16 protein-coding genes are annotated in these 19118 nt (G+C 39.9%); 2 read left to right on the forward strand and 14 right to left on the reverse strand.

The annotated features are described in order from the left end of the window. Positions 1–178 precede the first annotated feature (178 nt). From QZ379_RS12760 to QZ379_RS07805, 6 genes are all read right to left on the reverse strand, one after another. Positions 179–373, reverse strand: coding sequence for a DUF4236 domain-containing protein (locus QZ379_RS12760; RefSeq protein ID WP_366933591.1), 195 nt, complete (start codon positions 371–373; stop codon positions 179–181). A gap of 25 nt (positions 374–398) precedes the next feature. Further along, on the reverse strand, positions 399–2078 hold the full coding sequence (locus QZ379_RS07785; RefSeq protein ID WP_291562743.1) for a PD-(D/E)XK nuclease family protein: 1680 nt from the start codon (positions 2076–2078) through the stop codon (positions 399–401). A 32-nt stretch (positions 2079–2110) separates the two neighbouring features. Beyond that, positions 2111–2842 carry a hypothetical protein gene (locus QZ379_RS07790; protein ID WP_291562746.1) on the reverse strand — a complete coding sequence of 244 codons (732 nt, stop codon included), beginning with the start codon at positions 2840–2842 and terminating at the stop codon, positions 2111–2113. An 873-nt stretch (positions 2843–3715) separates the two neighbouring features. Then, positions 3716–5071 (reverse strand): MATE family efflux transporter, encoded by a 1356-nt coding sequence (locus QZ379_RS07795; protein ID WP_291562748.1) that lies wholly within the window; start codon positions 5069–5071, stop codon positions 3716–3718. Next, positions 5071–5481, reverse strand: coding sequence for a PaaI family thioesterase (locus QZ379_RS07800; RefSeq protein ID WP_291562750.1), 411 nt, complete (start codon positions 5479–5481; stop codon positions 5071–5073). Before QZ379_RS07800 ends, QZ379_RS07795 begins: the two co-directional genes overlap by 1 nt. A gap of 11 nt (positions 5482–5492) precedes the next feature. Continuing rightward, on the reverse strand, positions 5493–6554 hold the full coding sequence (locus QZ379_RS07805; RefSeq protein ID WP_291562753.1) for a DUF2027 domain-containing protein: 1062 nt from the start codon (positions 6552–6554) through the stop codon (positions 5493–5495). A gap of 97 nt (positions 6555–6651) precedes the next feature. Between QZ379_RS07805 and QZ379_RS07810 the strand changes: the two genes are divergently transcribed. Next, positions 6652–7869 carry an S-adenosylmethionine:tRNA ribosyltransferase-isomerase gene (locus QZ379_RS07810; protein WP_291562756.1) on the forward strand — a complete coding sequence of 406 codons (1218 nt, stop codon included), beginning with the start codon at positions 6652–6654 and terminating at the stop codon, positions 7867–7869. 34 nt (positions 7870–7903) lie between these two features. Further along, positions 7904–8401: an NUDIX domain-containing protein gene (locus tag QZ379_RS07815; RefSeq protein WP_291562760.1), complete on the forward strand. Its 498-nt coding sequence runs from the start codon at positions 7904–7906 to the stop codon at positions 8399–8401. Between the two features lie 88 nt (positions 8402–8489). On the opposite strand, the gene QZ379_RS07820 is transcribed toward QZ379_RS07815, so the two are convergent. The 8 genes from QZ379_RS07820 to rimP all read right to left on the reverse strand — a co-directional run bounded on the left by QZ379_RS07820 (position 8490) and on the right by rimP (position 18745). Beyond that, a complete protein-coding gene (locus QZ379_RS07820; protein ID WP_291562764.1) occupies positions 8490–9704 on the reverse strand; it encodes a cysteine desulfurase in 1215 nt (404 codons plus the stop codon). Positions 9705–9712: 8 nt separating this feature from the next. Next, positions 9713–11059, reverse strand: a complete 1347-nt coding sequence (gene sufD / locus QZ379_RS07825; protein WP_291562767.1) for a Fe-S cluster assembly protein SufD — start codon at positions 11057–11059, stop codon at positions 9713–9715. Positions 11060–11071: 12 nt separating this feature from the next. After that, on the reverse strand, positions 11072–11824 hold the full coding sequence (sufC, locus tag QZ379_RS07830; RefSeq protein ID WP_291562769.1) for a Fe-S cluster assembly ATPase SufC: 753 nt from the start codon (positions 11822–11824) through the stop codon (positions 11072–11074). Positions 11825–11836: 12 nt separating this feature from the next. Continuing rightward, entirely contained in the window at positions 11837–13288 is a 1452-nt protein-coding gene (gene sufB, locus QZ379_RS07835; RefSeq protein WP_291562772.1) for a Fe-S cluster assembly protein SufB, read from the reverse strand. Positions 13289–13293: 5 nt separating this feature from the next. After that, on the reverse strand, positions 13294–13833 hold the full coding sequence (locus tag QZ379_RS07840) for a CvpA family protein (RefSeq protein WP_291562775.1): 540 nt from the start codon (positions 13831–13833) through the stop codon (positions 13294–13296). A gap of 126 nt (positions 13834–13959) precedes the next feature. Then, the gene (infB, locus tag QZ379_RS07845; protein ID WP_291562778.1) at positions 13960–16866 is read right to left on the reverse strand and encodes a translation initiation factor IF-2; all 2907 of its coding nucleotides are present in this window, start codon (positions 16864–16866) and stop codon (positions 13960–13962) included. Positions 16867–17021: 155 nt separating this feature from the next. Continuing rightward, on the reverse strand, positions 17022–18275 hold the full coding sequence (nusA, locus tag QZ379_RS07850) for a transcription termination factor NusA (protein WP_291562782.1): 1254 nt from the start codon (positions 18273–18275) through the stop codon (positions 17022–17024). Between the two features lie 2 nt (positions 18276–18277). Continuing rightward, positions 18278–18745 carry a ribosome assembly cofactor RimP gene (rimP, locus tag QZ379_RS07855; RefSeq protein ID WP_291562785.1) on the reverse strand — a complete coding sequence of 156 codons (468 nt, stop codon included), beginning with the start codon at positions 18743–18745 and terminating at the stop codon, positions 18278–18280. Between the last annotated feature and the right edge of the window lie 373 nt (positions 18746–19118).

The raw sequence follows: 19118 nt of genomic DNA on the forward strand, positions 1-19118 counted from the left end.
TTTTGCGCCAAGAAATATAATTAACAACAAATGCTATTAGAAATATTGGTGGAAGTAAAACAGGAATACTTTGCACTATTACTGTAAATACTACCAATATTGCAAATATAATCGTAAATGCCAACAAACATCCTATAGTCTCTTTTATATTAGGGTCTTTTTTATCTGCCATATTCTTCTATTTTTTATATTTAACATATTCTGTTATTGATAATCCGCTACCTTTTAATCCTGTAGAAAATCTTATTCCATGTTTTCCTAAAGTTATTCGTACTATTTTATTGAAAAACGTTAATGATACTCCATGTTTACTTATATTCAAAGAAAATCTTCGAGACAATCTAATTCTTCTAAAAAAACGAATATATACCATTATTATGTTTTATAATTACAGTAACTTATTTTCCTACTTTTGAAGTCAAATTTTCCATAAATAAATATGTTTCATTTAAACTCTTAATAACTTTTTCTTTTTGGGTGTTCCAATCATCAATAGACTCACCAATTAAGATTTCCAGCAAATGAAGATATACTCTTCCACTCTTATCAATATTTAATCCTGGATATTGTTTTATTAGTTCATTCTCATAAATGTTCCAATAACATTCTCTCCAAACAGTTATATAACTTCTAAATACGACTTGCTTATCTTTATTGACTGCAAAAGAAGCTTCTATTCCTATAGGATTAGTGGCATTATTAAAGGAAGCGACCAAATCCCATGCAATATCTTTATTTTCAGGCCAAACCTTCCAGTCATGTTTTGTCATATTTCTCATTAAAACGCTCAATTCATTTATACATGACACCTCTCCATCAAGTTTATGAAATGTTTCTTCAATAATATTTTTAAGTTCTTTGACTTCTAAATAGGATTGATTAAAAAAATTATTCCTGCTATCAAGATTCATTTCGGCAAAAGGTTTATCACTATAGTACCATTTACATAGAGCATCGGAATTTTTATTGTTTTCAGAAAAAACCAACTCGTAATTTAAACTATAGGCCTTTTCTCTTAAAGCATCGTTTCTTGCTAATTTAAGCATGTTGAGATTTTCATTGTCATTTTCGACATGTAGTACCATACGATACGATGTACTGGTAAATAAATCTTTTTCATAAATAGGTATCCATTCAAAATGTATGTCACGATTTATGTTATTTAAAAATATTTGATAGTATCCATTTTTAATATCAGAATATACATTATTCATAAAATACATTTTTGCAACAGCATCCCAGTCTTCTAATGTCCTCTTAAAAGTTTCTTCCTTGATATTTTCCAAATCATTTCTCAACTCTGTTAATTGTTTTATAGTAGATTCAAGAAACTCCCATTTTTCTTTAGCTCCGATACTGTCCAATCCTAACTTATTTTTTATCATTTCATCCATAATATCATTAATATATTGGTCTTTTTCACTAATGTTTAATTTTCTCTCCAAATAATCTATATAAAGTACAATACTGCATTCTAATTGATTATCCTTTCGCATTATATTAGGTAAAATATCATTTTTAAGCCACGGAATTATATCACACTTATAATTCAACTCAATAAACCGATTACCCAACTTATCTCGCAACCACTCCGGAAGACTATCTGATGCAACTTTCTTTTCTCCATCTATAGTAAGATAAATTACATAAATGTTATCTTCGTTTACTCCATGCTGCTTTACCTGTGAATAATATCTTTCTATTTGTTTATACTGATCACGGGCACCATTTATTTTATTTTCAATTATTATAGAGTATTTTTTAGAATAATCTTCGATTAAGCCATCAATATATTCTTTGCATATTGTGATTTTAGGATTTTCAATCTTATTTTTTGACAATCCATCAATATTTTTTTTAATACATATTTGTGTTATAAAACTACGCAGAAAAGTATAATCCCCATTAACATTATAATTTAACAAATTCAATAATAGGCGCGTATGAGCATTTTCATCTGCTCTCAGTTCGTACATTAAATTAAAATTATAAGGTAATTTTTGTCGTTCTTTTTCTCTTAATCCGGATATCTCATTTGCAAAGTTTATCCAAAACATTTCATTATACATTTCGTCCATATTACCATTTTACAACTTTAAATATTATACAATCAATATAAATCTTCTCCATTAAATATATCAGTTTCAAAATAATCATTGGCAAATTTTTCGAACCCTTCTTTGTCATTACTGTATGACGGGTCTTCACCGGTACTTAATTGCATAAATAACTTGATTATTTCCTCAGTATCCATATCTTCAGGAACAGGGTCTGGCAAATGTGATTTAATAATTTTTATATATTCCGGATTCTTAAGTGCTGACTGTAATTCTGCTTCAATAGCTTTGTTTTGCAAATAGAAGACATATAATGTGTGAATGTTTATGTTGCTGTTATTTAATGAAGGTTGACCGAATAGCGTTTCTTTTTCTACTTGAGTTATTATTCCCATAGGACTGAAATCCTCAAGTTCAACATTCTTATAATCTGGATATTTACTTTTTAATTCTGAGATAGTGTAATACCGTCCTTCTGTGATATTCTGAGCTTTTGCGGGAATGGTATTTGTGTATAAAGAGTTTATATAGTTCCATAACTCTGTGGTAATATCATTTTCAAGGGCTTTCATATTGTAAGTTTCGGTTTCTCCGTTGAAATATTTTTCAAAGAATGCTGTTATTGCCGTTTCGTTGTATGAAGAAAGTTTAGATTCTGAATTATTTGTGGAAAAACCAAACATAGAACCTAATGCGTTTGCAGCAACAATTTTTTCATGTTCATTGATTGCATTTTTGAACACTAAAATTTCATCACCACCTGTTTCTGATAATTTATCTTCCAATAAATCGTTTATTTTCAGATATGCAATAATTGTAACATCATCTTCATCGTACGGTGAACAAGAGTGTAACAATAACGTCATCGAAACAAGAAGAGACATGATGATACGTAAAAAGTTTGCCACAAAACAATTAATGTTCTTGTTCGGAAAATTTAATGTGTACATAATATAAAAATTTTAGTTGCCTCTGATTTCCGGAAGGCGTTTAACATAGAATAGAAAAGTGCAGAAATCACATGTTTGTACATGACACTTTATTGCTGATTCCGGCAATAAGAAAAGGACACAAACTTGTCTTTTTCTTATTCTTCGGTTGGGCTCTGGTAAAGCCTGGAATCAAAATAATGAAAAAGCAGTCTGCGCCCTTGGAGGGTACAAACATGCAAGACTCATTATTCTTAGATTCCACGTTGAATTTACCAGATTTAACCGAATCAAATAATTGTCTGCAAGTTATGCAATATGTCTTCTATAAAGTTCTGTCTGTTTTGTAAATATTCTTATTAAAGTTACACTTCCAAAGTTAGTAAAAAAAAATTAATGAACAAAACAATAAACATAAAAAAGCATATCACAGACCACCTTATTCTTCACAAAGGTAAGTCTATGATATGCCACATCATTTCATATGCCGAGTATTTTTATCAACTATCTTTTATTACAAAAAATGTAATAACACTTTTTGTAACATGTACCAACATTCCTATTCATTTTTAATGAAACGAACGTCCATAAATTCTGAAATTCCCCGTTTCAGAAACCGTAACACGTACGTGTAACGGGTGGAACACGAACGTGTAACGAGCGGAACACGTAGGTGTTACGCGCGTGACACGAACGTGTTCCGCTTTGTATGTCTAAGAATTTCTACAATTATCCTTTTATCCGAGATAATATCTTTGGAAACTGCCATGCAAATAAAGCTGTACAACACACGGCAGCTGTGGCATCCGAGATGGCTTCGGCTGCGAATATACCTTCCACTCCCCAGAAATGAGGCAGTATCAATGCCAAAGGAACAAGGAGTATAACCTTTCTCAGCAAGGCTATGAAAATGGAAATCTTTGCCTGCCCCAAGGCCACAAACATATTCTGACATGCACGCTGCAAACCGAAAATGGACATCCCGGCAAGGAACAGAGGCATGACATGCGACACTGTTTCTATCAGAAATTCATCGTCCGTAAATACCGATGCTACCAGGTGAGGACAGAGTATCATAAAGAGTATCAGCAGGAAGTTGAAACCGAACATGAATGTCACAACTATCCGGAAACATTGCTTCACACGATCCTTGTTGGCATGACCGTAGTTATAGCTCACCACCGGGATAAATCCCTGGGCAAAACCGACGAGTGGCACACTGGCAAACTGCATGGCACTCTGCATAATGGCAAGGGCACTGACATAGATATCGCCAAAATGTTTCAGACTTCCGTTAAGTACGAAACCTACAAGGCTTTCCGTACTTGCCATAATAAACGGTGACACTCCAAGAGCTACCACAGACAGTACTATCTTCTTCTTAGGCCTCATATACTTCCGTTCGAGCGGAAGGGATGCCGAACGGGAAGTAAGGAAACGCAGTACCCAGATGGCACTCACGGCCTGCGAAATGACTGTCGCTATTGCGGCTCCCTTTACTCCCATATCGAAAGTGAAAATAAAAATCGGGTCGAGAATGATATTCAGTAATGCTCCTATCACTACCGACCACATGGCTATGGCAGGTCTTCCCTGTGAGTTTATAAATGTGTTAAGCCCTGTGGATATCTCCACGAAAAGCGTACCAAGCAGATAGACAGAGAGATAGTCTACGGCAAACGGCAGTGTCCTTTCGGAAGCTCCGGTAAGCAGAAGAATGGGTTCCATGAAGATGTATGCTATCAGCGAGGTGATGACAGTAAAAAGAATAAGCATCACAAAACCGTTTCCCAATATGCGTCCCGCTCTCTCGCGGTCTCCCTGACCTAAAGCCATGGCTGCAAGCGGAGCACCGCCGGCTCCCACTATCGACGAAAACGATGATATGAGTATTACTATCGAGGTAGTGACACCTACCCCGGCAAGAGCCTCTGTTCCTATACCGGGGATGTGTCCTATATAGATTCTGTCTACTATATTATAAAGCAGATTGACAAACTGGGCAACTACGGCAGGAAGTGCCATACGGAACACCAAAGGCAGCATTCTGTCCGTACCCAGTCTTTCTTCATAACGATTGTTCATTACATCAAACTTTCCAGATTTAGTTCAGTCTTTTTCCTGTAGCCGGAACTTGTGAATACAGCAACCGGATAACCTTCCTCGTCGGTGATACGAACCTCGACGAAAGGTATCTTGGCATGATTGAATGTCTCCACAGCCTCGGCATATACATATCCGCTGCTTACTGCACGCAGGAAAGTGATATTGGCATTAAGCGAAAGAGTAAGCAGATTGCGGCTGTTTGCCACTGCCGCAAAGGCAAGGTCGGCAAGTGTGAACAAGGCTCCTCCCTGACATACTCCTCCTCCGTTCAGGTGCTTGTCCGTAACGAGCATACGTGCCTTGGCATAACCTTCGCGCACCTCAAGCAGTTCCACTCCCGCCTCAGCTGCGAAGCGGTCGTGCGAAAGCATATCTTTTAGAGTTTTCATAAATTTGAGATTTATTTAATTATCACCATCGTAGCCCCATAGCCATATTCGCGGAACGAAGCATCCTGACTCAGGCATGTTCTGTATTTACGTTTAAGTTCGTCAAGCAATGCCTTGCGCAGAACACCGTCGCCCTTTCCGTGGATGAACACTATCTTCTGTCCGGTATTTCTCTTGTATTCCTCCATAGTCTTGCGGAACACATCAAGCTGATAGTTCAACATTTCCGCATTGCCCATACCGGTAGTATCGTCAAGAAGGGCATCTATATGAAGGTCTATTTCGATAATTCCATTCTTGATTTTCTTCTCCTCCTTACGCAAAACTTTCTTCGGAACATTGTTTCCTTCACCTTTTGAAAGGATGGCGTTCTTAATGTCATCGGCATTCACATAAACCTGCTTTGCCTCTTCATCATCTTTCACCACATCATAAATAAGTGCCGGCTCGTTGAAGAAATCATTTTCCTGGAATGTGTGGAGCTTGTAGAACTTCACTGTATCGATTCTTATTTCTGTAGATACCGCATTCTTGAGCAGGAAGGTACGGTCATCCTTATATGCAATAATCTGCACAGCCACGTGTTCCATCTCGTTGAGGTCTTTCTTCTCTAATTCCTCAAGAGCCTGTTTCATGTTAGGTTTGACAGTACCGCGGCTTCTCAGAGTCCAGCTCTTTCCTTCGGCAGAAAGATAGATATAGTCGATGAAATAGTTACTGTCGTTCACCAGGTATGCATCGAAACCAGTTGTTGTGATAGCCTTTATATCATGAGGAACAAAAGCCAGATATACATTAAGCACATCGTTACCTCTGATTTCAGGCGCACGATATGTTATCGGTCTGTCATCTTCTTCCTCTTCTTCGTCCTCCACAGGTGCCTGCTGCGGTTTTGAAGTTGTTTTCAACGGGATGTTATAATCATCGGTCTGAATAACCACGCATTCCTTTATCAGCATAGGTATTTCAAAACCGTCCTCACTCTCCACCAAGGCTGTGTTCTTGCCTTGAAAACCTCTTACTATACCGCCTCCCACTTCGCTGAGGAAGCGTACTTTATCTCCTATTTTCATATTCTTTCAGTATTATAGTTCAAGCAAAAGTAGTTACTTTTAAGCAGATACGAAAGTTTTTTATACTTTTGCAGAAAATATTGAACAAACTACACAGATGGAAGAAACAAAACACATAAAGATAAGCGATTACAACTATCCACTTCCGGACGAAAGAATAGCAAAATTCCCGCTGAAAGAGCGCGACAGTTCCAAACTGCTGGTTTACAATCACGGCGAAATAGAGAAAAGAGTATTCACTTCACTGCCGGAATATATAGAACCGGACTCACTGATGATTTTCAACAATACAAAGGTTATTCAGGCCAGACTGCATTTCAGAAAAGAGACCGGTGCACTGATAGAAATTTTCTGTCTTGAACCAATAAAGCCGAACGACTATGTACTGAACTTCCAGCAGACGGAACATTCGGCATGGCTCTGTATGGTGGGCAATCTGAAGAAATGGAAAGAAGGTCCGCTGCACAAAGAAATGACAGTGAAAGGCAAGCCACTTACACTGACTGCCACTCGCAGCGAATGTCACGGCACAAGCCACTGGATAGATTTCAGCTGGGATAACAGCGAGGTGACTTTTGCTGATATCCTCGAAGTGTTCGGCGAACTTCCTATCCCTCCATATCTGAACCGCGAGACACAGGAAAGCGACAAGGAGACTTATCAGACTGTGTATTCTAAGATAAAAGGTTCTGTGGCCGCACCTACAGCCGGATTGCATTTCACAGAGAGAGTGCTCGACACACTGAGGAATAAGGGGGTTGACCTGGAAGAAGTTACTCTGCACGTGGGAGCCGGAACTTTCCGCCCTGTGAAAAGTGAAGAGATAGCCGGACACGATATGCACACGGAATATATCTCCGTAAACAGACAGACCATTGAGAAACTTCTGAAACATGGAGGCGAAACCACTGCCGTAGGAACTACATCTGTAAGAACAATAGAAAGTCTGTACTATATAGGAGTAATCTTAGAGTCAAGACCTGAAGCATCGCAAGAGGAACTACACGTGAAACAATGGATGCCATACGAGAACGAAACAAACCTCACTCCGATTCAGGCTCTGCAGAATGTCCTCGACTATATGGAGAGAAATCATTTGGATGCGCTGCATACAAGCACTCAGATAATCATAGCTCCGGGGTATGAATATAAGATAGTGAAACGTATAGTAACCAATTTCCATCAGCCTCAAAGCACTCTACTGCTTCTGGTTTCGGCATTCGTGAAAGGCGACTGGAGAAAGATTTACGATTATGCACTGTCGCACGATTTCCGTTTCCTTAGCTACGGTGATTCGTCACTGCTGATTCCGTAATGATTGTCAGTTGTTAGTTTTTAGATATAAGAATATGAAAGATAATAGCGAAGAAATGTTCCCTATAGTGGACGAGGACGGAAACATAATTTCTGCAGCAACAAGAGGCGAGTGTCACAGCGGTAGTAAGCTGCTGCATCCTGTGGTACATCTGCATGTTTTCAACAGTCGTGGAGAGCTGTATCTCCAGAAACGTCCGGAATGGAAAGACATACAGCCGGGAAAATGGGATACGGCCGTAGGTGGTCATATCGACTTGGGAGAAAGTGTGGAAATGGCTCTGAAACGCGAAGTCAGAGAAGAACTCGGAATAGAGGATTTCACTCCTGAACTTCTTACACACTACGTGTTTGAGTCATCACGCGAGAAAGAGCTTGTTTTTGCCCACAAGACAGTTTATGACGGAGAAATACATCCTTCTGAAGAACTGGATGGAGGCAGATTCTGGAGTATAGAGGAAATCAAGGCAAACATGGGAAAAGAGGTTTTCACTCCTAATTTTGAGAGTGAGTTCAAGAGACTTGGGTTTTAACCAATATCCATATAACATTAAATGGCGTTTAAACAGCTTTTAAATACTGTTTAAACGCCATTCGATTTATGATTAATCTTAATGTTTATCAGAACATCTTGTTCACTCTTTCTATTCCGGCAACCAATGCATCAACTTCTTCTTTGGTATTATACATACCGAATGAGGCCCGCACTGTTCCCTCTATACCCAAACGGCGCATAAGAGGTTCGGCACAGTGATGTCCGGTGCGGACTGCTATTCCAAGACGGTCGAGCAGCGTTCCCATATCGAAATGGTGGATATCTCCAACAAGGAATGAAATAACACCTCCCTTGTGTTCTGCCTCACCAAAGATACGCATACACGGGATTTCTTTCATACGCTGCATGGCATACACAGTAAGTTCGTGTTCATGGGCAGCTATATTATCCATACCGATGGCAGATACATAGTCCAATGCTTTTGCCATTGCAGTAGAACCTACATAATCAGGCGTTCCGGCTTCGAACTTGAAAGGCAGTTCATTGAATGTTGTTCCTTCGAAACTTACATTCTTTATCATCTCTCCACCACCCTGATAAGGAGGCATCTTGTCGAGAAGTTCTTCCTTTCCGTAAAGAACTCCTATACCGGTAGGACCATAAATCTTATGTGCGCTGAACACATAGAAATCGGCATCAATATCCTGCACATCAACCTTCGTATGTGGAATACCCTGTGCTCCGTCTATCAATACCGGAACATTGTGGGCATGAGCTATTGCTGCAATCTGCTTCACCGGATTAATTGTTCCGAGAACATTTGAAACATGGGTCACGGAAACAAGTTTCGTACGAGGAGAGAACAGTTTCTCGTATTCGTCAATCAGCAATTCGCCACGGTCGTTCATAGGAATAACTTTCAGAACAATTCCCTTACGGAGTGCCTGAATCTGCCATGAAACGATGTTGCTGTGATGCTCCATCACCGAAACTATAACTTCATCTCCTTCCTTCATAAAGGCATCGGTGAATGATGAAGCTACGAGATTTATACTCTCGGTTGTGCCGCGAGTAAAGATTATCTCCGAAATGCTACGTGCATTTATAAACTTACGCACTGTTTCGCGCGATGCCTCATGCAAATTTGTTGCCTGCTGTGAAAGGAAATGAACACCGCGGTGTACATTGGCATTTACAGAATAATACTCATCGACAATTGCATCTACCACACACTTTGGTTTCTGTGTGGTAGCACCATTGTCCAAGTATATCAACGGCTTGCCATATACTGTTCTTGACAGTATCGGAAAGTCTTCTCTTATTTTCTGAATATCGTACATAGTGTTTTTTATTTTCCGCATATCGCACATCCCTGACACTTGTTCAGTTCGCCACGGAATCGTTTTTCTACAAGAAGATGCAGACGGTCTTTTAGTGCCTCCATACGAATCTTGTCGATTACTTCATTGACAAATGCAAACATCAACAACAGACGTGCTTCCTTCAGGCTGATACCACGCTGCTGCATATAGAACAATGCGTTTTCGTCAAGCTGTCCTACGGTAGCCCCGTGAGAACATTTCACGTCGTCTGCATAGATTTCAAGCTGTGGCTGTGTAAACATACGTGCTTCGCGTGTTGCACATATATTACTGTTAGTCTGCTGTGAATTTGTACGCTGGGCACCTTCACGAACAAGTACTTTACCTGCAAATGCACCTACAGCCTGGTCATCAAGTACATACTTGAAGAGTTCGGTACTTGTACAGTCAGAAGCCTTATGATCAATAAATGTATTATTATCTACCTGCTCGTTCTTATCAGCGATAGCCATTCCGCAAAGGGTGATTTCTGCTCCCTTACCGGCAAGGGTCACTTCTGAAGTATTACGTGTTGTACCGTTATGAAGTGTCATACCGTTTAGCAATACATTGCTGTTCGCTTCCTGATGTACATACAGATCGCTGAAACGTATAGTTGAGTTATGCGTTTCCTCCAGTTCGTACAAATCGAAATAGGAATTCTCGCCTACAAAGATTTCCACTACCTGAGTAGAAAGGAAATTCACATCGTCCATAGCATGGTCGCATACTAACAGTTTGGCCTGTGCACCATCTTCAAGAACGATTACCACACGGCGGTTAACCATGAAGTTGACATCTGCACGAAGGATATTGACCAACTGTATAGGTTTCTCCAATACTACATTCTTAGGTACATACATGAACACACCATCCTGTGCAAACATTGTGTTGAATGCAGTAATACTGTCTTTTGATGTATCAGCCAACTGAGAATAGTATTTCTTCACGAGTTCAGGATTTTCCTTTGCAATATCTTTCAGACTTCCGAAGATAACTCCGGATGGAAGTTGTGCAGCAGGATTGTCGTGCGTATCAAATGTATCGTTCACCACGAAATAGAGCGAAGTGCTCATATTCGGAACATCGCACTTGAACACTTCATACGGATTTACCGGTATCTCCAATCGGTTGAGATTCAATCCGTAATCCGGTGCAAAGAACTTTGCAACATCCGTATATTTGTACTTTTCAACTTTCTGTGAAGGAAATCCGGCAGCCTCAAAATCGGCAAACGCCTTGGCGCGCGGAGCGTTAAGCACGCCTGCGCTGTGGCGGCATATCATTGCTTCACATTGGGTGAAAAGGTCTATATATTGTTGTTCTGCTTTCATTTTTTCTTCTCTTTACTCTCCCAATTCTTTCTTAATCCAGTCATACCCCTTCTCTTCGAGTTCGAGTGCAAGCTCAGGACCTGCAGTCTTCACAATACGTCCTTTGTAAAGAACATGTACTATGTCTGGTTTGATATAGTCCAACAGACGCTGGTAGTGGGTAATAACGATACAGCTTGTTTCTGGTGTCTTGAGCTTGTTCACACCTTCTGCCACGATACGCAAAGCATCAATGTCAAGACCTGAGTCTGTTTCGTCAAGGATGCTCAACTTTGGCTCAAGCATCGCCATCTGGAAAATCTCGTTACGTTTCTTTTCACCACCGGAGAATCCTTCGTTTACAGAACGATTGGCAAGCTTGCTGTCAAGCTCAACTATTTCACGTTTCTGTCTCATCAGTTTCAGGAATTCACTTGCAGTAAGTGCAGGCAGACCTTTATATTTACGCTGCTCATTGACAGCAGCACGCATAAAGTTTACCATGCTTACTCCAGGAATCTCTACAGGATACTGGAACGATAGAAACAATCCTTCGTGGCTACGGTCTTCAGGTTTAAGACTAAGCAAGTCTTTGCCAAGGAATGTAACAGAACCTTTTGTAACTTCGTATGCAGGATGTCCTACAAGCACATTACTCAGTGTACTTTTGCCAGAACCGTTAGGTCCCATTATGGCATGAACTTCACCAGGATTTACAGTCAGGTTAATACCTTTCAATATTTCTTTGCCATCAATATTGGCATGTAAGTCTTTTATCTCTAACATAATATATCTATTTTATCCTACACTTCCTTCGAGTGACACTGACAGAAGCTTCTGAGCCTCAACAGCAAACTCCATAGGAAGCTTGTTTATAACTTCTTTTGCGTATCCGTTCACGATAAGTCCTATGGCATCCTCTGTATTTATACCTCTTTGGTTGCAATAAAACAACTGGTCCTCAGAAATCTTGGATGTAGTGGCCTCATGCTCTACTACTGCTGTTTCGTTGTGAATATCCATATATGGGAATGTATGGGCACCGCACTTGCTACCTAACAACAGTGAGTCGCACTGGCTATAGTTACGTGCATTGTCAGCTCTTTCAGATACACGTACAAGTCCGCGATATGAGTTCTGACTCTTTCCGGCACTGATACCCTTACTTACGATTGTCGAGCGGGTGTTCTTTCCGAGATGTATCATCTTGGTACCTGTATCCGCCTGCTGATAGTTATTTGTAACAGCTACAGAATAGAACTCTGCTGTCGAATTGTCACCGGCAAGAATACAGCTTGGATATTTCCATGTGATGGCAGAACCTGTTTCAACCTGTGTCCATGAAAGTTTGCTGTCATTACCCTTGCAGATACCGCGTTTTGTCACGAAGTTATAGACACCGCCCTTTCCTTCGGCATCACCCGGATACCAGTTCTGTACGGTAGAGTATTTCACTTCGGCACGGTCCATTACCACGATTTCAACAATAGCGGCATGCAACTGGTTTTCATCGCGCATAGGAGCGGTACATCCTTCGAGGTATGAAACATAGCTGTCGTCATCGGCCACAATCAGTGTTCTTTCAAACTGGCCTGTATTGGCCGCATTGATACGGAAGTATGTCGAAAGTTCCATAGGGCAACGTACTCCCTTAGGAATATATACGAACGAGCCGTCACTGAAAACAGCTGAATTAAGCGCAGCAAAGAAATTATCACGATAGCCTACAACCGAACCAAGGTATTTCTTCACCAAATCAGGGTGTTCTCTGACAGCCTCACTCATGGAGCAGAAGATGATGCCCTTCTCCATAAGTGTTTCCTTGAAAGTAGTCTTTACAGACACAGAGTCCATAACGGCATCTACAGCCATTCCGCTCAATGCCATCTGTTCTTCCAATGGAATACCAAGCTTGTTGAATGTTTTCAAGAGTTCCGGATCTACTTCATCCATGGATTTAGGTCCTTCCTTCTTCTTCGTAGGGTCGGCATAATATGATATTGCCTGATAATCTATCTCAGGAATATTAAGATGAGCCCATGTAGGCATCTCCATTGTCAGCCAATATCTGTATGCCTTCAGACGAAATTCAAGAAGCCATTCAGGTTCACCCTTCTTTTCAGAAATCAGACGAACGACATCTTCATTTAGTCCTTTTTCTATTATATCTGTATGAACATCCGTAGTGAAACCATATTTATATTTCTCCTGCGTCAGTTCCTTTACATATTTATTAGGTTCTTCTTGCATATGAATTATATTATATCTGTTTGAATAATCTCATTTGTTACATTCTTTATTGTCGGAATAAAGAAACCGGAAAGTTCCTTCACCGGATAATATAACAAAGAAGACTGCTTAACGGTTCGATTTATCAGTTCATCTTTATTGTCAATATATTCTAAAAAGCTAATAGCCAGGCTTACAATAAAGGCATATTTCAACGCTCCGAGCAATGCTCCCAACAGTCTGTTTACTATGCCTAAATGTACTATTTCCAACGCTTTGGTAAGCATGGAGGCCAAAAGAAGAAATACAACTGGGACAAGTATCCAAATCAGGAAAAAAGCTATTACTTGAGACACGGATACTGACGTTCCAAGTTCTACAGCCAGTCTTTCTCCCAACTGAGAGAACAAAGCACGCGCCAGTAACAGTCCGGCAACAAGTCCTACTATGGTTGCAGCCTGTTTTACAGCCCCTTTCATAAATCCTAACAAGAGACCTATTGCTATAATGGCGATAATAATCCAATCCAAAACGCTTAACTGCAAAAATAAGGCTTCAAGAATCATTGCTATATTAGTTTGTTAGTTTTCAAGTTCTTTAGATACCGATAAAACAAAGAATGAAAAATGAAGAATGTGAAGCCAGACAGAGCCGCCTTTTCATTCCTCACTTTTCACTCTAAAATATTGTTATTACAGTGTTTGCTTTACTTCTACTTCTTCGTAAGTTTCGATAATATCGCCCACTTTAATATCATTACAGTTAGTGAGGCTGATACCACACTCGAAGTTTGTACCTACTTCCTTAACATCATCCTTGAAGCGTTTCAAGGCATTGATAGAACCTGTAAATATAACGATACCGTCGCGGATAAGGCGAGCCTTGTCTGAACGCTTAACCTTACCGGTCTTAACCATAGCTCCGGCAACCTGTCCAACCTTGCTGATGTTGAACACTTCGCGAACTTCGATAGTAGCAGTAACCTGTTCCTTCAATGTTGGAGCAAGCATACCTTCCATTGCGGCCTTGACTTCTTCGATAGCATCGTAAATGATGGAATACTTACGGATATCAACTCCTTCCTGTTCTGCAAGCTTAGCAGCATTGCTTGAAGGACGTACCTGGAAACCGACAATGATGGCATCAGAAGCAGCAGCCAATGATACATCTGACTCTGAAATCTGACCAACTCCCTTATGTATAACATTGACCTGAATCTGTTCAGTAGAAAGTTTGATAAGTGAATCGCTCAATGCTTCTACAGAACCGTCCACGTCACCCTTAACGATGATGTTAAGTTCATGGAAGTCTCCCAATGCAAGACGGCGTCCCACTTCATCAAGAGTAAGCATCTTCTGAGTACGCAATCCCTGTTCGCGGGCAAGCTGTTCACGCTTGTTGGCAATTTCGCGAGCTTCCTGGTCTGTATCGAATACGTGGAATGTATCACCTGCAGCAGGAGCACCGTTAAGACCAAGTATCAATACCGGTTCTGCAGGACCTGCTTCTTTCATACGCTGGTTACGTTCGTTGAACATAGCCTTAACCTTACCGTATGAAGTACCAGCCAATACGATGTCACCCACGTGCAATGTACCGTTCGATACAAGTACTGTAGCAACATATCCGCGTCCCTTATCCAAAGACGATTCAATGATAGAACCTGTTGCCTTACGGTTAGGATTTGCTTTAAGGTCAAGCATTTCTGCTTCAAGCAATACTTTCTCCAACAAATCTTTAACGCCAAGACCAGTCTTGGCAGAAATATCCTGCGACTGATACTTACCACCCCATTCTTCTACAAGGAAGTTCATGGCTGCAAGTTCTTCTTTTATCTTATCAGGGTTAGCATTAGGCTTATCAACCTTATTGATTGCGAATACGATAGGTACTCCGGCAGCCATAGCATGGTTGATAGCTTCCTTAGTCTGAGGCATCACGTTATCATCGGCAGCAACGATGATGATTACCACGTCAGTAACCTTAGCGCCACGAGCACGCATTGCTGTAAACGCCTCATGTCCCGGAGTATCGAGGAATGTGATACGACGACCGTCATCCAGTTTCACATTGTAAGCACCGATGTGCTGAGTGATACCACCGGCCTCACCGGCAATAACGTTAGCTTTACGGATATAGTCAAGCAATGAAGTCTTACCGTGGTCTACGTGTCCCATCACAGTAACAATCGGAGCACGTGGTTCGAGATCTTCTTCAGCATCGGCTTCTTCTTCAATAGCCTGTGCAACTTCTGCACTTACATATTCAGTCTTATATCCGAATTCTTCAGCTACAAGATTGATAGTTTCAGCATCAAGACGCTGGTTGATAGAAACCATGATACCCACACTCATACATGTAGAGATAACCTGAGTAACAGATATATCCATCATGTTGGCAAGTTCATTTGCAGTAACGAACTCAGTAAGTTTAAGCACTTTGCTTTCTTCCATTTCGTGTTCTTCCTGCTCAAGCTGGCGGTTCTGGATATTTTCACGTTTTTCCTTACGATATTTGGCAGCCTTGTTCTTACCCTTGTTAGTCAGACGTGCAAGAGTTTCCTTAATCTGCTTAGCTACATCTTCATCGCTAACTTCCTGTTTTACTACAGGTTTCTTGAACTTTTCCTTACCGGAGTTCTTTCCGCCACCCTGATTTTTACCGGCTTTTTCACTCTTCGAACCAGAGTTATGCGACTGTGCCGGCTGCGCATTATATATATCTACGCGCTCTTTGTTTATTCTATTGCGTTTCTTCTTTTTAGATGCATCCTCACCACCCTTTTCTGACCTTTCGTCACTCTTGCGTATTTCCTTGATAATGGCATCCTTCATCTGCTTACGCTGTTCCTGACGCATCTTATCCTTTTCTTCTCTCTCCTTACGCTTTTCTTCTTTCGATTTCTTCTTCGGGCGTGTAGACTGGTTCAATGCTGCCAAATCAATCTGTCCGACAACATTAATCTTAGACTTAAACTCTGTAGGACGGATTTTAAAGACACCGTCATCATTTATTTTGTTTTCAGCTTCTTCTTTTTTTTCTTCCATCGGCTTATTTATAACTTCGTTTGCTTCTGCATCCGCGTGTTTGGTTTCTTTATCCTCTATTATTACAGGCTTCTGTTCCTGCGGTTTCTCCTCTACCACTTTCTCCTGTACAGGTTCCGCTTTCACTTCTTCTGTCATTTTTGTTTCAGCCTCAACCTGTTCTTTAACTTCTTTCTTCTCATTTTCAACCACGGCCGGCTTACTCTTTTTTCTATTCAGGCTATCCAAATCAATTTTCCCAATCGGTTTAAATTTCTGGCGCACTTCTTCTGCTGCTACAGTCTCCGCTTTCACTACATCACCTGCAATGTCGTCAATAGAAACCGAAGCCTTATTTCGTTCTTTATTCTGACGCTCTTGAATAATCTTTTCAGACTTCAACTTCAAATCCTTGTCTTTATTGAACTCTTTAACCAGTTCTGCATACTGTTCCTCTGTAATCTTTGTATTTGGATTAGCCTCGACGCTGTATCCTTTTTTCTGCAAGAAGTCAACAGCTGTCGCTATCCCTACATTCAAATCTCTTGCTACTTTATTAAGTCTTATCGTCATAAAATTCAATTAACAATTTAAAATTAACAATCCAAACCAGCCAAATGAATTAACTGGCCCATAGTCATCAAACAATATATAAGGCAGAACCGGCATTGAATAAAATAAAGAATGAACAGTTTTAATTCTGCACATTCTTTATTTTGTATCCATGATTATTCAAATTCAGCCTTCAAAATACGCAACACATCATCTACAGTATTTTCCTCGAGGTCAGCCTTTTCGATAAGCATTTCTCTTGGAGCGTTCAATACACCTTTAGCTGTATCAATACCTATACCTTTGATAGCATTGATTACCCATTCATCTATTTCATCCTTGAATTCATCCAAATAGATATCATCCTCTACTGCATTTTCATCAAGTTCACGATAAACATCTATCGTATATTCAGTAAGCATACTGGCAAGTTTAATATTCATACCACCCTTACCGATAGCCAAAGACACTTCTTCCGGTTTCAGGTAAACCTCAGCCCTCTTCTCATCTTCATGCATAATGATTGATGAAATCTTTGCAGGACTTAAAGCTCTCTGGATGAACAGCTGAATATTAGATGTATAGTTGATTACATCAATATTCTCATTACGCAACTCACGCACAATACCATGTATTCTTGAACCCTTCACACCGACACATGCTCCTACCGGGTCAATTCTCTCATCGTATGACTCAACAGCAATTTTAGCTCTTTCTCCCGGGATACGTGCAATCTTCTTAATAGTAATGATACCGTCATTTATTTCAGGAACTTCCTGTTCAAACAATCTCTGCAGGAAAACAGGAGAAGTACGGCTCAAAATGATTTTAGGATTATTGTTTCTGTTGTCCACTCTGGCAACAACCGCACGTGCAGTTTCGCCTTTTCTATAGAAATCGCCAGGAATCTGTTCTGTCTTAGGCAAGAGCAATTCATTACCTTCGTCATCCAACATCAGGATTTCCTTCTTCCAAATCTGATAAACTTCTGCACTGACAACTTTTCCAACCTGTTCAATATACTTATTATATAAGCTGTCCTTTTCAAGTTCAAGAATTTTGGAAGCCAATGTCTGTCTCAGATTCAAGATAGCTCTACGTCCGAATTTTTCAAAGATAACTTCATCCGTAACTTCCTCACCAACTTCATAAGAAGCATCAATTTTTCTTGCTTCTGTAAGTGAGATTTGTCTGTTGGCATTAGTGAAATCCTCATCAGCCACGACTTCACGGTTACGCCATATTTCAAAATCTCCCTTATCAGGATTTACTATCACATCGTAATTTTCATCCGAACCGAACATCTTAGCAATTACACTACGGAAAGACTCTTCCAATACTCCCACCATTGTGGTGCGGTCAATGTTCTTCAGCTCCTTGAACTCCGAAAACGTGTCAATCAAGCTTACAGTTTCCTCTTTTTTGGCCATAATTATTTGAAGCTAATTAAATATTTTGTGTACTTTATTTCATTGTAAGCGAACGAAAGCAACTGATCCACCAATTTCGGACGTTTACTTCCTTCCGGTTTGATTTTAGTCTGCACTGTGATTGAGAATTGATTGTCATCTACATCTGTCAAAACGCCTTTGTACTTTTTACCGTCATTAGCAAGAACCTCTACTTCACTGCCCTTGTGTATATAATATTGTTGTATAACCTTAAACGGCTGACCAATACCGGCAGAACCTACTTCAAGTTCATAATCCTCTTCTTCCCTATTGAGATTAGATTCAATATATCTGCTCAGTTCTACACAATCATCAATCCATACGCCTTCGGCATGGTCAATTTCTACAACAATTTTGTCGTCAGGACTAACGGTTACATCAACCAGAAAATAATCTTTATCTTCCAGCCACTTCGATACAATACCAATTACTACGTTTTTATCTATCATGGGTAAATTATTAAGAATAAAAAAGAGGAGCTTGATTGCCCCTCCACCTTTCATCCATATCGTTCGCAAAGATATAAATATTATATTGTACTACAAAATATTAATACTTTTTTTATTCATTTCATCCTATATTATTAACTATTTTCACTATCCAGCCATAAAAACCAGCAAACAAACCTATTAAAAAATTCACTGTTTCATCTACCAATTATTTACAAAAGACGAACACATTCAGGCTGAAAAAGATGTTTTTTTCAATAAAAGAGCCATCTAATGCAATATTTTTCTCAAAAAGTTTGGAGTTTAAAATAAAAGATTTACCTTTGCAACCGCAAACGAGAAACAACGGTGCCATAGCTCAGTTGGTAGAGCA

The sequence above is a fragment of the Bacteroides sp. genome (genome assembly GCF_019417265.1).
Classification (GTDB): domain Bacteria; phylum Bacteroidota; class Bacteroidia; order Bacteroidales; family Bacteroidaceae; genus Phocaeicola.

What these genes read in the sequence shown, in the direction of transcription:
- QZ379_RS12760 (WP_366933591.1), bottom strand. Translation starts at nt 373, where the DNA reads ATGGTATATATTCGTTTTTTTAGAAGAATTAGATTGTCTCGAAGATTT.
- QZ379_RS07785 (WP_291562743.1), bottom strand. Translation starts at nt 2,078, where the DNA reads ATGGACGAAATGTATAATGAAATGTTTTGGATAAACTTTGCAAATGAG.
- QZ379_RS07795 (WP_291562748.1), bottom strand. Translation starts at nt 5,071, where the DNA reads ATGAACAATCGTTATGAAGAAAGACTGGGTACGGACAGAATGCTGCCT.
- QZ379_RS07800 (WP_291562750.1), bottom strand. Translation starts at nt 5,481, where the DNA reads ATGAAAACTCTAAAAGATATGCTTTCGCACGACCGCTTCGCAGCTGAG.
- QZ379_RS07805 (WP_291562753.1), bottom strand. Translation starts at nt 6,554, where the DNA reads ATGAAAATAGGAGATAAAGTACGCTTCCTCAGCGAAGTGGGAGGCGGT.
- QZ379_RS07810 (WP_291562756.1), top strand. Translation starts at nt 6,652, where the DNA reads ATGGAAGAAACAAAACACATAAAGATAAGCGATTACAACTATCCACTT.
- QZ379_RS07815 (WP_291562760.1), top strand. Translation starts at nt 7,904, where the DNA reads ATGAAAGATAATAGCGAAGAAATGTTCCCTATAGTGGACGAGGACGGA.
- QZ379_RS07820 (WP_291562764.1), bottom strand. Translation starts at nt 9,704, where the DNA reads ATGTACGATATTCAGAAAATAAGAGAAGACTTTCCGATACTGTCAAGA.
- sufD (WP_291562767.1), bottom strand. Translation starts at nt 11,059, where the DNA reads ATGAAAGCAGAACAACAATATATAGACCTTTTCACCCAATGTGAAGCA.
- sufC (WP_291562769.1), bottom strand. Translation starts at nt 11,824, where the DNA reads ATGTTAGAGATAAAAGACTTACATGCCAATATTGATGGCAAAGAAATA.
- sufB (WP_291562772.1), bottom strand. Translation starts at nt 13,288, where the DNA reads ATGCAAGAAGAACCTAATAAATATGTAAAGGAACTGACGCAGGAGAAA.
- QZ379_RS07840 (WP_291562775.1), bottom strand. Translation starts at nt 13,833, where the DNA reads ATGATTCTTGAAGCCTTATTTTTGCAGTTAAGCGTTTTGGATTGGATT.
- infB (WP_291562778.1), bottom strand. Translation starts at nt 16,866, where the DNA reads ATGACGATAAGACTTAATAAAGTAGCAAGAGATTTGAATGTAGGGATA.
- nusA (WP_291562782.1), bottom strand. Translation starts at nt 18,275, where the DNA reads ATGGCCAAAAAAGAGGAAACTGTAAGCTTGATTGACACGTTTTCGGAG.
- rimP (WP_291562785.1), bottom strand. Translation starts at nt 18,745, where the DNA reads ATGATAGATAAAAACGTAGTAATTGGTATTGTATCGAAGTGGCTGGAA.